13 protein-coding genes and 1 pseudogene are annotated in these 13881 nt (G+C 68.3%); 9 read left to right on the top strand and 5 right to left on the bottom strand.

What is annotated here, in order from left to right:
• Positions 1 to 2: 2 nt before the first annotated feature.
• Both ASE11_RS14180 and ASE11_RS14175 read right to left on the bottom strand, forming a co-directional pair.
• On the bottom strand, positions 3 to 2297 hold the full coding sequence (locus ASE11_RS14180; RefSeq protein ID WP_056274174.1) for a helicase C-terminal domain-containing protein: 2295 nt from the start codon (positions 2295 to 2297) through the stop codon (positions 3 to 5).
• The gene (locus ASE11_RS14175) at positions 2294 to 3082 is read right to left on the bottom strand and encodes a glutathione S-transferase N-terminal domain-containing protein (RefSeq protein ID WP_235501305.1); all 789 of its coding nucleotides are present in this window, start codon (positions 3080 to 3082) and stop codon (positions 2294 to 2296) included. Before ASE11_RS14175 ends, ASE11_RS14180 begins: the two co-directional genes overlap by 4 nt.
• Between ASE11_RS14175 and ASE11_RS14170 the strand changes: the two genes are divergently transcribed.
• Genes ASE11_RS14170 through ASE11_RS14155 form a run of 4 tightly spaced genes read left to right on the top strand, consistent with a single transcriptional unit; the run spans position 3081 to position 5846 of the window.
• Positions 3081 to 3611 (top strand): DUF962 domain-containing protein, encoded by a 531-nt coding sequence (locus ASE11_RS14170; RefSeq protein WP_056272627.1) that lies wholly within the window; start codon positions 3081 to 3083, stop codon positions 3609 to 3611. The genes ASE11_RS14175 and ASE11_RS14170 overlap by 2 nt on opposite strands.
• A 53-nt stretch (positions 3612 to 3664) precedes the next feature.
• The gene (locus tag ASE11_RS14165; RefSeq protein ID WP_056272623.1) at positions 3665 to 4570 is read left to right on the top strand and encodes an RNA polymerase sigma-70 factor; all 906 of its coding nucleotides are present in this window, start codon (positions 3665 to 3667) and stop codon (positions 4568 to 4570) included.
• A gap of 43 nt (positions 4571 to 4613) precedes the next feature.
• A complete protein-coding gene (locus ASE11_RS14160; protein ID WP_056272619.1) occupies positions 4614 to 5075 on the top strand; it encodes a carboxymuconolactone decarboxylase family protein in 462 nt (153 codons plus the stop codon).
• Positions 5076 to 5099: 24 nt separating this feature from the next.
• Positions 5100 to 5846 carry an SDR family oxidoreductase gene (locus ASE11_RS14155; RefSeq protein ID WP_056272615.1) on the top strand — a complete coding sequence of 249 codons (747 nt, stop codon included), beginning with the start codon at positions 5100 to 5102 and terminating at the stop codon, positions 5844 to 5846.
• 32 nt (positions 5847 to 5878) lie between these two features.
• Here ASE11_RS14155 and ASE11_RS14150 read toward each other — a convergent pair whose 3' ends face one another.
• Entirely contained in the window at positions 5879 to 6889 is a 1011-nt protein-coding gene (locus ASE11_RS14150; RefSeq protein ID WP_056274166.1) for a bestrophin family protein, read from the bottom strand.
• An 84-nt stretch (positions 6890 to 6973) separates the two neighbouring features.
• Between ASE11_RS14150 and ASE11_RS26670 the strand changes: the two are divergent.
• The 3 genes and pseudogenes from ASE11_RS26670 to ASE11_RS14140 form a co-directional block, all read left to right on the top strand.
• Positions 6974 to 7675 (top strand): annotated as a pseudogene (locus ASE11_RS26670) (enoyl-CoA hydratase/isomerase family protein); the annotation flags it as partial.
• 99 nt (positions 7676 to 7774) lie between these two features.
• The gene (locus ASE11_RS26665; RefSeq protein WP_056274155.1) at positions 7775 to 8155 is read left to right on the top strand and encodes a VOC family protein; all 381 of its coding nucleotides are present in this window, start codon (positions 7775 to 7777) and stop codon (positions 8153 to 8155) included.
• 137 nt (positions 8156 to 8292) lie between these two features.
• Positions 8293 to 8817, top strand: coding sequence for a hypothetical protein (locus ASE11_RS14140; RefSeq protein ID WP_156406364.1), 525 nt, complete (start codon positions 8293 to 8295; stop codon positions 8815 to 8817).
• A gap of 17 nt (positions 8818 to 8834) precedes the next feature.
• On the opposite strand, the gene chrA is transcribed toward ASE11_RS14140, so the two are convergent.
• Entirely contained in the window at positions 8835 to 10184 is a 1350-nt protein-coding gene (chrA, locus tag ASE11_RS14135) for a chromate efflux transporter (protein ID WP_156406363.1), read from the bottom strand.
• Positions 10181 to 11068: a chromate resistance protein ChrB domain-containing protein gene (locus tag ASE11_RS14130; RefSeq protein ID WP_056272604.1), complete on the bottom strand. Its 888-nt coding sequence runs from the start codon at positions 11066 to 11068 to the stop codon at positions 10181 to 10183. The genes chrA and ASE11_RS14130 overlap by 4 nt, the downstream gene beginning before the upstream one ends.
• Positions 11069 to 11268: 200 nt before the next feature.
• Here ASE11_RS14130 and groL point away from each other — a divergent pair, with 200 nt between their 5' ends.
• Both groL and ASE11_RS14120 read left to right on the top strand, forming a co-directional pair.
• Entirely contained in the window at positions 11269 to 12903 is a 1635-nt protein-coding gene (groL, locus tag ASE11_RS14125) for a chaperonin GroEL (RefSeq protein ID WP_056272601.1), read from the top strand.
• Positions 12904 to 13214: 311 nt separating this feature from the next.
• Entirely contained in the window at positions 13215 to 13868 is a 654-nt protein-coding gene (locus tag ASE11_RS14120) for a BON domain-containing protein (RefSeq protein WP_056272597.1), read from the top strand.
• Positions 13869 to 13881: the final 13 nt, after the last annotated feature.

The following is a 13881-nucleotide window of genomic DNA, read 5'->3' as shown; positions in this document are numbered from 1 at the left end:
GTTCAACCACGGCCGACCCGCCACCACGGGGGCAGCAGGCCGCGCACCTCGGGGCGGGCAAAGCGGTCGTCCATCAGCACCACCACACCCCGGTCGTCGGGTCCGCGGATCACGCGGCCGGCGGCCTGCACCACCTTCTGCAGACCGGGGACCAGGTAGGCGTAGTCGTAGCCGCGGCCAAAACGGGCCTGCAGCCGCGCGCGCAGTTGCTCGTTCAGGGGGTTCACCTGGGGCAAGCCCAGCGTGGCGATGAAGGCGCCGATGAGCCGCTGGCCCGGCAGATCGATGCCTTCGCCAAAGGCGCCCCCCAGCACTGCGAAGCCGATGCCCTGGCTGTGTTCGGTGAAGCGCGCCACAAAGGCGTTGCGATCAAGCTCCGCCATGCCACGCGACTGCGACCACGCGGCAATGTCCGGGTGCGCCGCTCCGAAACGCGCCAGCGCCTGTTGCAGGTAGTCGAAGCTGCTGAAGAAGGCCAGGTAGTTGCCGGGCAAGGCCCGGTACTGCGCGGCCATCACGGCAACCACGTCGTCCAGCGACGCGGCGCGGTCGTTGAAGCGCGTCGAAATGTGCGGCGTGACATGCACCGTCAGTTGCGCCGGGTCGAACGGCGAGGGCACCTCCAGCCGCGCGCAGTCCGCCGGCAACCCGAGCAGGTCGATCGCGTGGTCCATGGGGCTGAGCGTGGCCGAGAACAGGGTGGCGCTGTGTGCCGCCAGCCAGCGTGCCTGCAGGTGGGGCGCGGGCACCAGGTTGCGAATGGCCAGCCGTGGGCGGGGCGAGCGCCCGCGCACTGCTGCGCCAGCGTGCGTGATTTCCACCAGTGAGTGGTCGCCAAACACCTCGGCTACGCGCAGGAAGTGCAACACCTCGAACAGCCAGGCCTGCACGCGCACGTCGGGCGCCGTCGCGTCCAGCGCCAGGTGCCCGGAGAGGTCGGCGGTGTGCTGCTGCAGCGCGCCCACCAGACCATCGGGCAGCTCGCTCAGCAGTGCTTGTTCGACCACCTGCGCCCGGCCCAGGGTGCCCCAGAAGCGGTGCAGGCGGTCCAGCGAAGCTTTCAAGCCCGCCGGCGGCGCCTTGCGCAGCGCCGCGAGCATCGAGGGATCGAGTTCGGCGCTGTACATCTGCCGCGCCCGCTCGACGAGGTTGTGCGCCTCGTCCAGCAACAGGCCCACGCGCCAGGGCTCGCCCACGGTGAGCGCCCAGGCGTGCGCGCTGAGGTCGAAAAAGTGGTTGAAGTCGCCCACCACCACATCGCTCCAGCGCAGCATGTCCTGGCCGAGGTAGTAGGGGCAGATGTTGTGCGTCAGGGCCACCGAGCGCAGCCCGGCCTGATCGAGCCAGGCGGCCTGCGCGGCCTCGTCGCGGGCCTGCGGCAGCCGGTCGTAGAAGCCCTTGGCCAGCGGGCAGGCATCGCCGTGGCAGGCTTTGTCGGGGTGCTCGCAGGCCTTCTCGCGCGCCACGCGCTCGAGCACCCGCAGGCGGCCGGCGGGCGCATCGGGTTGAAGCCGCCGCAAGGCATCGAGCGCGAGTTGGCGGCCGGGGGTCTTGGCGGTGAGGTAGAGCAGTTTGTCGGTGCCCTGCGCGGGCATGGCCCTGAGCGCGCCGAACAGCGTGGCCATGGTCTTGCCGATGCCGGTGGGCGCCTGCACCAGCAGGTGGCGTCCATGGCTGTGCGTGCGGTAAGTGGCGCCGGCCAGATCGCGCTGGCCCGCGCGAAAGCCGTCGAAGGGAAAGCTCAGCGTCTGCAGTTGCGCGTCGCGCGCCAGCCGATGGGTCTGCTCACCGCGTGCCCAGCGGATGTAGCGCGCGCACAGGTCGTGGAAATGCTGGCGCAGTTCGTCGGCGGTGTGCCAGGCCGTCAGCGCGGTGTCGGTGTGGGTGTCGATGTTGAAGTAGACCAGCGCGACCTCGATGCGCTCCAGCGCGAGGTGCTCGCACAGCATCCACGCGTACACCCGCGCCTGCGCCCAGTGCAGGGCTCGGTGGTTGTCACGGACCAGCGCCACGTCGCCGCGGTGGGTCTTGATCTCTTCGAGCCGCGGGCCCGTGGGGTCGAATCCGTCGGCGCGGCCCTGCACCAGCAGATCGCCGCAGCGCGAGCGCAGCGGCACTTCGCGCTGGTAGGGCGCGGGGCGGCGCGCGGTCACGGCCTCGTGGCCGGCCACGCCGTCCTGCGCCGTGGGCGAAGGCGTGAAGCGCAAGTCCAGGTCGCCAGCCTGGGCGGTGAACGCGCACAGCACGCGCACGGCAACCCGCAGCGTGTCTGGCGGCGTCAAGGCTTCCGAGCTCACGGCGCACCCGGCGGGAACACGCTCGGGGGAGCGCCCGGCTGCCAACGGGGGACCTTGTGCATGCAGGCGGCCATCAGCGCGCTGCCCGCCCACGCGTCGTGCCAGCGCCGTGTGGCCGCCCACGGCGACGCGGCCCACCACGCGGCGTCCACCGCGGCGAACTGGCGCACGAACGGGAAGATCGCAGCGTCCGTCAGACAGGGCCGCGCGCCGCCGAGCTGCGGGGCTTCGGCCAGGTGGCCTTCGAGTGGGGCGACCAAGCAACGCACCGCTTCGTCACGCCATGCGTGTGCGCTGCGTTGCGGGTGGCGCTCGGCGTACTTGTAGCCGTCCAGCGCCTGCTTGAATGCACCATCGCAGGTGTCGATCAGCGCGGCGTGGTCGGACGAATCGGCATGCACCAACCAGCCTTGCGGGTCGCGCTGCCCCAGGGCCCATCGCATGATGTCCAGGCTTTGCGCGATCACCTGGCCGGATGTGATCTGCAGCACCGGTACCGTGCCGGCCGCAGACGCCTCCAGCAGCTCGGCTGGCTTGCTGGAAAGCGCCACCTCGCGCAGCTCCACGGCCACGCCGGCCTGGCACAGCGCCAGGCGCGCGCGGATGGCGTAAGGGCAGCGGCGAAAGGAGTACAGGATGGGCAGCACGGTGTGGCACGAGGAGCAGCCCGCCATGATGGCACGCATGCCCGCCCCGCCCAGCGGGGGGCTCGCATACCCCATGGCCAGCGCGGCTTGCTCTGGCGACAATGTCCGCCGGGCCCGACGCCCGAGGAGAACCGACATGAAAACCCTCACCGACCACCTCAGCCAGTACGCCACCTACCACCGCGACCGCCGCAACATCGTGACCCACTTCGTGGGCATTCCCATGATCGTGCTGTCGGTGGTGGTGCTGCTGGCGCGTCCATCCTTCATCGTGGCGGGCCTGCCGGTGTCTCTCGCCACGCTGGCCGTGATCGCGGCCACGCTGTACTACCTCCGTCTGGACCTGCGCCTGGGTGCCGTCATGGGTGCGCTGCTGCTGGGCTGCCTGTCGCTCGCGCAGGCCACGGCGCCGCTGTCGCTGGGCGCATGGGCCACCCTGGGCGTGGGCCTGTTCGTGGTGGGCTGGGTCATCCAGTTCGTGGGGCACATCTTCGAGGGTCGAAAGCCGGCCTTTGTGGACGACATCAGCGGCCTGATCATTGGCCCGCTGTTCGTCGTGACCGAGGCGGGTTTCCTGCTGGCCTTGCGCCCCGAACTTGAAGCGCAGATCGAGCAGCGCGCCGGCCCCGTTCGCTCGGGCCGGGCCGGGCCGACGCAGGCGCGCTGAGGCTTCGCCACCCGCGTTGTCACACCACCGAGGTCCTGCACGTCTGGCCTTTCATGAACGACCCCACCGCCACTTTCAGTCGCCTGCGCCCCCGCCTGCAAGGCATCGCTTACCGCATGCTGGGCTCGTCGGCCGAGGCCGAGGAGGTGGTGCAGGACGCCTGGCTGCGCTGGCACGAGAGCCCGCACGACTCGCTCGACAGCAGCGAGGCCTGGCTGGTCACCATCACCACGCGCCTGGCGATCGACCGACTGCGCAGCGCCAAGGTGCAGCGCGAGCACTACATCGGTACCTGGCTGCCCGAGCCGCTGATGTCCGATTCGCCGGTGTCGCCCGAGCAGTTGCTGGAGCGGGCCGACGACGTGTCGGTGGCTTTCCTGACCCTGCTTGAGCGTCTGGCGCCCGAGGCGCGCGCGGCCTTCCTGCTGCGCGAGGTGTTCGATGCCGACTACGGCGAGGTGGCCGAGGCGCTGGGCAAGACCGAGAGCGCTTGCCGCCAGATCGTGCACCGCGCCAGGACGCAGCTGCAGGACGAGCGGCCGCGCCACATCGTGCCGCGCGAGGCCCAGCTGCGCCTGTTGCGCGGCTTTGCCGATGCGGCGGCCACCGGGCAGTTCGCCACGCTCAAGACCCTGTTGGCCGAAGACGCGCAGCTCGTTGGTGATGGCGGCGGCATTGTGCCGAGTTTCGGCGTGCCGCTGATGGGCAATCAGCGCATTGCCCAGCTTTACCTGGCCTCCCATCTGAAATACGGCGATGCGGTGCGTTTCGAGGTAGTCGTGCTCAACGGGCAATGGGGCCTGCTGCGCTTCATCCACGGCGCGCTGGAGTCGGCGCAGTCGTTCGAGACCGATGGTGAACGCATCCTGCGCGTGCATGCCCAGCGCAATCCCGAGAAGCTCGTTCGCATCGCCGCCGCGCTCGGGCGCAACCTCGCTGTCACAAACCCGCAGCCTTGAGCGTCTTGTGAGGTGTATCCCAACCACCTCATCAAGGCCTCACATGAATACCGCACCCCGACTCCCCTGGACCGAGATTTCTCCCAAGCCCTACCAGGCCATGGCCGCCGTGGGCGCCACCACGGCCAAGTCCTCCCTCGGCGCCATCCTGATGGAACTTGTGAAGACGCGCGTCTCGCAGCTCAACGGCTGCGCATTCTGCGTCGACATGCATGTGCGCGACCTGCGCAAGCACGGCGAATCCTGGCAGCGCATCAACAGCCTGTGCACCTGGCGCGAGACCGGCCTCTACAGCGCACGTGAGCGCGCCGCGCTGCGGTGGGCCGAGGCCTTGACCCGGCTGCCGGACGGTCACGACGACCACGACGCCAGCTTCGACGCACTGAAGGATCAGTTCAGCGATCAGGAGATCGTCGAGCTGAGCTGGGCCGTTGCGCAGATCAACGCCTGGAACCGCATGGCCGTCGGCATGCGCGCACCGGTGGCAGAAAAAGACATCGCCTGAACCCCATCTCAACCAGGAACAACCATGAACATCGTGATCATCGGAGGCACCGGCCTCATCGGAAAACAAGTCGTCAAGCTGCTGAGCCAAGCGGGACACGCCGTGACGGCGGCCGCACCCTCGAACGGCGTCAACGCCGTCACTGGCGAGGGTCTGGACCAGGCACTCGCCGGCGCGCAGGTGGTGGTGGACGTCACCAACTCGCCTTCGTTCGAGGACGAGGCGGTGATGCACTTCTTTCGCGCCTCGACGCAGAACCTGCTCGCGGCCAGCGAGCGCGCCGGCGTGCGCCACTTCGTGGCGCTGTCGGTGGTGGGCTCGGAGCGCATGCCCGAGAGTGGCTACTTCCGCGCCAAGGTCGCGCAGGAAGCACTGATCAAGGCCGGCCCGGTTCCCTACACCCTGGTGCGCGCCACGCAGTTCTTTGAATTCCTGATGTCGGTTGCGCACGTGGGCACCGTCGGGAACACGGTGCCGCTGCCCCCAGCGCCATTGCAGCCCATTGCCGCGGCCGACGTCGCTGCGGCGCTGGCCGACGTGGCGGTGCAAGCGCCGCTCAACGGCACCTGCGAGATCGCCGGGCCCGAGGCCGTGCCGCTGGACGCGCTGATCCGGCGCGTGTTCCAGGCCCGCCAGGACCCACGCGAGGTGGTGTCGGATGCCAGCGCCCTCTACTTCGGCACCCGCATCGACGAACGCTCGCTGATGCCCGGCCCGGGTGCGCGCATTGGCCAGATCACGCTGGCGAAGTGGCTGGCCAACGGGAACTGATACAGCGGCGTTGACACCGCTGAGCGACCGGGTCAGAGCACGATGGCGTTCTTGGGTGTGGGCGCAGCAGGCAGGTCGCTCTCACCCAGCATCGTGCTCAACTCCGTCTCGATGACCCGGCACATGTGGGCCATGGGCACGTCGTTGGCGCCACCCTCGAACGGGTTCTCGGTGCTCTCGCCCACCTGATCCAGCGAGAGGTACATCCACCCGACGAGCACGCTGAACGGCACCGACAACCAGACCATGTGGCCCGCGAACAGGCCCGACACGCTGTCGTTGAGGCGGTCGAACTCGCGCACCAGGCAGAAAGGCAACACCGCAGCAAAGCACCAGACGAACAGCGAGTTGATCGTTGCGTACTGGCGTGGATAGGGGAAGTTCTTGATGCGCTCGACGCGGCTTTGCTGGTCGAGAAACTCCTTGATGGTTTTCTGCAGTTCGGTGTGGTGCAGCACGACCAGTTCCTGCCTTGCATAGAGATCGCGCAGGGTCTCGCTTTGCAGCTCGATCAGCATCAGCCCTTTGTTCGCCGCAGAGGCGACCTGCTGGCGCTCGGCCTCGCTCAAGTGCGCGTGCAGATCCGCGTCCAGCGTGGTCTCGTGCTCGGGCACGAGGAAGTGCTTGCGGCGGTACTCCGCGTTGGCCGGGCTGTTCGCGGATTCCCAGACCCGGCTTTGCCGCAGCTGGTGGCGCAGCACCGTCAACCAGGCCAGGTGGCGGTGGATGAGCACCGCCGACATGGCGCGCGTGGTGGGAAACATCCGGCAGATGAGGCCCCAGTAACGGCTGGTGGCGGTGATCGACGACCAGACCTGCTGGGCTTCCAGGGTGCGCTGGTAGGTCTGGGCGTTCTTGAAGCCCACGATGAAGGATGTGGCCGTGCCCAGCAGCACGGCCACCGACCAGGGCGCGGCGATCCACGTCAGTCCGAACACCTGGTACAGCGTGGCGGGCACGGTGGCGAGCAAGAGCAGGATGTAGATCTTGCGCCGTGTCCAGTCAAGGAACTCGGCGAGCGTGTACGACTTGGCGATTTTCATGGTGGCGGTGCCCGTGGGCAATCAAAGGATGTGAAAGGGGTTGACGCATGCAAGACGGCCGCCCGCGCCGCTTTGTGACAGCCCATGCCGCGTGTAACCTCGTGGCTCACCCCTACCGATTTGCCTGCCATGCACCTGATCCAGACCCTTGATGCCGGCGTGCTCGAGCTCCGCCTGAACCGCCCCGAGCGCCTCAACGCCCTGACCCTCGACCTGGCCCGCGAGCTGCTGGGCGCCGTGCGCGCCGGTGTGGCCAACCCGGCCGTTCGCGTGATCCTGCTCAGCGGTGAGGGGCGCGCCTTCTGCGCCGGCAAGGACCGCGATGACCCGGCCACCGAAGCCTTCGTCGACACCCTGCAGGCGCTTGCCTCCGCGCTGGTGCACGCGCCCCAGCCCGTGGTGACGGCGGTGCAGGGCTGGGTGGTCGGTGCGGGCCTGGAACTCATGATCAACGGCGATCTCGCGGTGGCCGCGCGCGGTGCGCGCTTCATGTTGCCCGAGGTGCACGTGGGCCTGTTCGGCACTGGTGGTGTGGCCGCGCTGCTGCCGCGCCTGGTGGGACTGCAGAAGGCCAAGGGCCTGCTGATGCTGGGCCAGGAGTTGACCGCAGCCGACGCTGAGCGCTGCGGTCTGGTGTGGCAGGTGGTGGACGACGATGCCTTGCTCATGCAAGCACGCGAAATCGCACAGCGCCTCGCCGGCGCCGATCCTTCGCTGCTGGCCGACGTGAAGCGACTGGTGCACCGCGAACAGCTGGGCGACTTCGACGCCGCGCTGGCCCGCGAGAGCGACGTGCACCGGCGGCTGGAGCCGGGCGCCGCGGGAGCTGCGATCCGACCGCGGGAGATCGACCACCTGGTGCTGCGCGTGATCGACCTGGAGCGCATGTTGCGCTTTTACTGCGATGTGCTCGGCTGCACGGTGCAACGGCGGCAGGACGCCATCGGCCTGGTGCAGCTGCGCGCCGGGCGCTCGCTGATCGATCTGGTGCCGGTCGATGGCCAGCTGGGCCGCGCAGGGGGCGCGCCCCCGGGCCGGCAAGGCCGCAACCTCGACCACTTCTGTCTGCGCGTCGAGCCTTTTGACGAAACCGCCATCCGCCACCAATTGAGTGCGCACGGAGCCGAGGCCGGACCCACCGAGCGGCGCTATGGCGCCGAGGGCGAAGGGCCTTCGATCTACCTGACCGACCCCGAAGGCAATGTGGTCGAGCTCAAGGGGCCGCCGGACGACCGCGCGGCGGACCACCCCGTGCCGGTCTGTTGAACCGCTGCTGTCGGCAGCGGGTGTTGTGTTCTTGCAGTCGATCGGTCTGGCACCGTACAGACCAGATCGGCCGTTTGCCCGAGGCTTGCGTCTTCGCCGGGCGCCCGCGTGCCTGGAAATCCGCACCGGAGATGCCCATGCTTCGCGCCCGATCCATGTCCCAGTTGCCCGACACGCCCGCCCGACGCGGTGCGCCGGTGAGCCTGCCCTCGATCTTCACGCAACGCGCCAACGCCACGGTACCGCTCCATTGGCTCTCCACCGCCGCTGCGTTCTCGGGCACGGGCGGGCTGGTCAGTGGTGACGATCTGGCCGAGCTGATCCGCCACCGCTGCGAGGTGGCGGGCTGGCTGCCCGAATCCCTGCCGGTGTCGCTGATCGCGCGCTGGATCGTGTCACGCGCGGTGGTGTCGCTGGACAGCCCCTGGGGCCCGCTGTTCCCGCTGTTCCAGTTCAGCCTGCCCACCGCGTCGGTGGTGGATGCCATGGCGCCGTTGCTGGCCGAGCTGCGCCCGGTGTTCGACGACGTCGAGCTTGCGCTGTGGTTCGTCACCCCCAACGACTGGCTCGGTGGGGCCCGCCCGGTCTCGGCCATGCACCACAGCCTGCCTGCCGTGTTGCAGGCTGCGCGCGCCGATCGTTTTGTGGCCGGCGGTCACTGATCCCGGCGGGGATGGCGTCAGCCACCCACCACGGCGACCATCCGCCAGGCCACCCCGAGCAGACCACAGACCCCGATCAAGGGCACCACGCCCACCTTGAAACGAAACAAGGCGATCGCCGCGAGCGCGGTCAGCGCTGCCGACGGTGCGTCGAAGGGACCGGTGAATCCCTGTGGCCACCACACGTGGTACGCGAAGAACAAGGCCAGGTTCAGGATCACACCCACCACCGCCGCGGTGATGGCGGTCAGTGGCGCCGTGAACATCAGCTTGCCGTGCGTGGTTTCAATGAACGGCCCACCCACCAGGATGAAGACGAATGACGGCAGGAAGGTGAAGAAGGTCACCACCGAGGCCGCCAGTGCGCCCGACCAGAACAGCGCGTCGGGCCCGAGAACCTGGTGCAGCCAGCCGCCCATGAACCCCACGAAGGCCACCACCATGATCAGCGGGCCCGGCGTGGTTTCACCCAGCGCCAGGCCGTCGATCATCTGCTGCGCATTGAGCCAGCCGAAATCTTCGACCGCCCCCTGGTAGACATACGGCAACACCGCGTAGGCACCGCCGAAGGTCATCAGTGCAGCCTTGGTGAAGAACCAGCCCATCTGCGTGAGCGTGCCCTGCACGCCGACCAGCGCCAGCAAAACCGCCATGGCGAGCAACCACAGCCCGAAGCCGACCGCCAGCACCTGGACGAGCCGTCGGCGGGTGAACAGTGCGTGGGCCGGCGCCGGTGTGTCGTCATCGATCAGGGCGCTCGCGTGGGCCTGCGTGCTGCCAGCGTGGCCCGCGCCCGTCACGAACACATGGGGCCAGCGCCGCCCACCCCAGTGGCCCACGAGTGCCGCCGCCAGCACGATGGCGGGGAAGGGCGCGTCCAGCGCGAAGATCGCCATGAACGCTGCCGCCGCGATGCCCCAGAGCCAGGGGTTCTTCAAGGCCCGGCTGCCGATGCGATGCGCCGCGTGCAGCACCAGCGCCGTCACCGCCGGCTTGATGCCGTAAAACACGGCCGCCACCGCAGGCAGGCTGCCGAAGGCGACGTAGACCCACGACAGCAACACCAGCAGCAGCAGGGAGGGCAGCACGAACAAGGCGCCGGCGGCCACGCCGCCGCGCGTGCCGTGCATCAGCCACCCGATGTAGGTGGCCAGTTGCTGGGCTTCGGGGCCGGGCAGCACCATGCAGAAATTCAGCGCGTGCAGGAAACGCTTTTCGCTGATCCAGCGGCGGCGCTCCACCAGTTCGGTGTGCATGATGGCCATCTGACCCGCAGGCCCCCCGAAGCTGATGAAACCCAGCTTGAGCCAGAACCGGAACGCCTCGGCGAACGACACAGGAGCAGGACGCTCGCTCATGCCACTCATGCCTTCACCGCCTGCAACGCGTCGGGCGTCCAGCTGTGGTGCTCGGTCTGTCCTTCCACCTCGCGGCGGCACCAGGCGAACAACGCGTCGTACATCGGCATGGCCGCCTCCAGCATCGCCAGATCGTCGGTGGCGTGCAGGGCCGACAAGCCCAGCGACAGCGCCAGCAGGCCCGCGGCCTCCCGGGCGAGTTCCAGGCGGTCGGTGTCGGCCGCGCGCACGATGCGCGCCAGGGCGGCCAGCGCCGGGTCGTCATGCAGATCGAAGGCGCGCAGCAAGGTGTCGAAGCTGCAGCGTTCGCCTTCGTGGCTGACGGGGGCGCCGGGTATGTCGAACGCCACCGCGCCCAGCCGCTGCGCCTGCGGGAGCACCGCAGCGGTGGGGACGTAGAGGAACCCGGCCCGCGGGTCGATGAAGCGGCGCACCAGCCAGGGGCAGGCGACGCGGTCGATCTTGGGCCGCTCGCGCGTGATCCAGGCGGAAGGGTGCAGGCCACCCACGCCCAGGTCGGGGCGTTTTCGAATCACCAGGGGCCTCACCGCGCGCCATTCGGCGATGTCTTGCGGGGTGTCCACGCCGCGCTCTCCGCCGTCAAACCCGCCGGCCAGAAACCGTGCGGTGAATCCGGCCTGCCGCAGCGTGGCTGCCGCTTGCTGGCTCACCTCGTGGCCGTGCACGCAGTACACGACGATCTCGCGCCGGGGGCCATTGAGGGCGAAGGACGCCAAGGCGTCGGGTGCGCACCACTGGGCAGTGGCCAGCAGGTGCGGGCTGTCCGCGAAACGCGCCGGGCGTCTCACATCGAGCAGCACAGGCGCGCCGGGTGTGCCCATGCGCTCGGCGAGTTCACGGGGGGAGATATGGGTGGGGATGGCGGTGTCCATGGAAAACTCCAGAGCGTTGTCAGCACTTGGATGGGACACCATCTGTTCGTCAAGATCCGGGAGGCTGTGTTCCCGTGGCCGAATGGTAGCAGCGCCCGGGTCGCACCGCCATCGATTGCGCAGGCTCAATGGTGCGGGTGCCCGCAGGTCCAACAATGGAAAGCTGCTCACACCATCCCACTTGAGGAGCCGCGACGATCATGACCGTGCGACAACTGCTGTTTCGCGACGATGCGCGCGCGCGCATCCGCCGGGGCGTGGATGCGCTGGCCGATGCGGTGCGGGTGACACTCGGCCCACGTGGGCGCACCGTGATCCTGGAGCGCGATTTCGGCCCGCCGCAGATCGTCAATTCGGGCGTCATCGTGGCCAAGTCGATCGAGCTCGAGGACCGCTTCGAGAACATGGGGGCCCAGTTGCTGCGCGAGGTGGCTTCGCGCACCAGCGACATGGCCGGCGACGGCACCACCACCGCCACCGTGCTGGCCCACGCCATGATCCAGCACGGTCTGCGCTATCTCTCGGGCGGCATGAACGCCATGGAGCTCAAGCGCGGCATGGAGCAGGCCATCGACGCGGTGGTGGCCGAGCTGCGCAGCATGGCCAGGCCTTGCGTCGATTCCAAGGAGATCGCGCACGTGGCCTCCATCTCGGCCAACAACGACCGCTCCATCGGCGAGCTGCTGGCCCAGGCCATCGACAAGGTCGGGCGCGAAGGCGCCATCTCGATCGAAGACGGCTCCGGCCTGAGCAGCGAACTCGAAGCGGTGGAAGGCATGCAGTTCGACCGTGGCTTCCTCTCCCCCTATTTCATCAACAATCCCGAGCGGCAGACCGCCTTGCTCGACGAGGTATTGATCCTGCTGTGCGACAAGCGCCTGTCATCCCTCAAGGACCTGTTGCCCTTGCTGGAGGAGGTGGTCAAGAGCGGGCAGCCACTGCTGGTCATCGCGGAAGACATCGACAGCGATGCCCTGGCCACGCTGGTCATCAACACCATGCGCGGCACCCTCAAGACCTGTGCGGTGAAGGCACCCGGTTTCGGCGATCGGCGCAAGGCCATGCTGCAGGACATCGCCGTGCTCACCGGTGGCACGGTCGTCAGCGACGAGCTCGGCCTGTCGCTGGCCAAACTTCAGCTCTCGGACCTGGGCCGGGCCAAACGCGTGGAAGTGGGCAAGGAGGAGACGACGCTCATCGGTGGCGCCGGCAGCCCGCAGGCGATTGCCGAGCGGGTGGCCAACCTGCGCCAGGAACGCACGACCACCACCTCCGACTACGACCGCGAGAAACTGGACGAGCGCATCGCCAAACTCTCGGGGGGCGTGGCCCTGATCAAGGTTGGTGCGGCCACCGAAACCGAACTGAAGGAGCGCAAGATCCGCGTGGAAGATGCGCTGCACGCCACGCGCGCCGCGATCGAGGAGGGCGTGGTGCCCGGTGGCGGTGTGGCGCTGCTGCGGGCCCGCCGCGTCTTGCAGGGCCTGCACGGACCCACACTCGACCACGACTCGGGTATCCGTCTGGTCGAGCAGGCCTTGCAGGAGCCGCTGCGCTGCATCGCGGCCAACGCCGGTGTGGAGCCCTCGGTGGTGGTGCAGCGGGTGGAAGACGCCCCCGAGATCAACCACGGCTACAACGCTGCCACGCTGGTCTATGGCGACATGCTGCAGATGGGGGTGATCGACCCGGCCAAGGTGACACGGCTGGCGCTGCAGAACGCGGGCTCGATCGCTGCGCTGGTGCTCACCACCGACTGCATGATTGCCAACGCGCCCAAGCCACGAGGCCACGGCGAGTCGGGCGGCGCCGAGCCGACCCTCCCGGAATTCTGAGCGCAGGACATCTCGGCACGCAACGTGAGGATTCATTGAGCGTACGCAATGCCGGCGGCACGGCATCCGCGCACACTGCAATTGCCGATGTTTCTCCGGATAAAACCGGAAAGCAAAGGCCAAGTGAGGATTCCCCCTGAGGGGGGCATTTTCATGGTGTGTGTCCCACACCATGGAGGGATGAAGGCAACCTCAGACCGGCTAAACCCGAGAGGGCATCGCCGGGGACCTTCACCATGGCCCGCCCTCCGCAAGGATGGCGGGCCATCCTTTTTTCGAACACTTCTGACGACTCAGCAGAAAGGTCAACCATGAAATCCGATGCGCAGCTCAAGAAGGACGTGGAAGCCGAACTCGAATGGGAACCCTCGATCAACGCTGCCGAAGTGGGTGTGGCGGTCAAGGACGGAGTGGTGACGCTTTCCGGCCATCTGGACACTTTTGTGGAGAAATACGAGGTGGAGCATGTGGTGCAGCGCGTCGCTGGCGTTCGTGCCGTGGCGGTGGAGATCGACGTCAAGCTGACCTCCGGCAGCAAGCGCAGCGACGCCGAGATCGCCCACGCGGTGGAGACCGCATTCGCCTGGCACAGCTCTGTGCCGGCCGAACGTGTTCAGGCCCAGGTGGAAAAGGGATGGGTCACGCTCAGCGGGGAAGTTGACTGGGAATACCAGCGTGCGGCTGCCGCGAATCTGGTGCGGCCCCTGGTCGGTGTGGTGGGTGTCAGCAACGCTATCGTTCTCAAGCCCCGCACCACACCGGACAACATCGGCAAACGCATCCGGGATGCACTGACCCGCCAGGCCGAGCGCGAAGCCAAGGGCATCGAGGTGCATGTCAACGGCTCCACCGCGGTGCTGCGGGGTTCGGTGCATTCGCTGGCCGAGCGGGTGGCCGCTCAGGGCGCGGCCTGGTCGGCACCCGGCATCACGCGGGTCGACAACGAACTGCGCATCGATCCCTGAGCCCTGCCTCGCG

Origin of the sequence: Hydrogenophaga sp. Root209, assembly GCF_001428625.1 — a bacterium.
Lineage (GTDB): Bacteria > Pseudomonadota > Gammaproteobacteria > Burkholderiales > Burkholderiaceae_C > Hydrogenophaga.
The sequence above is the reverse complement of the archived record's forward strand: the minus strand, read 5'-3'. Positions and strand labels throughout refer to the sequence as shown.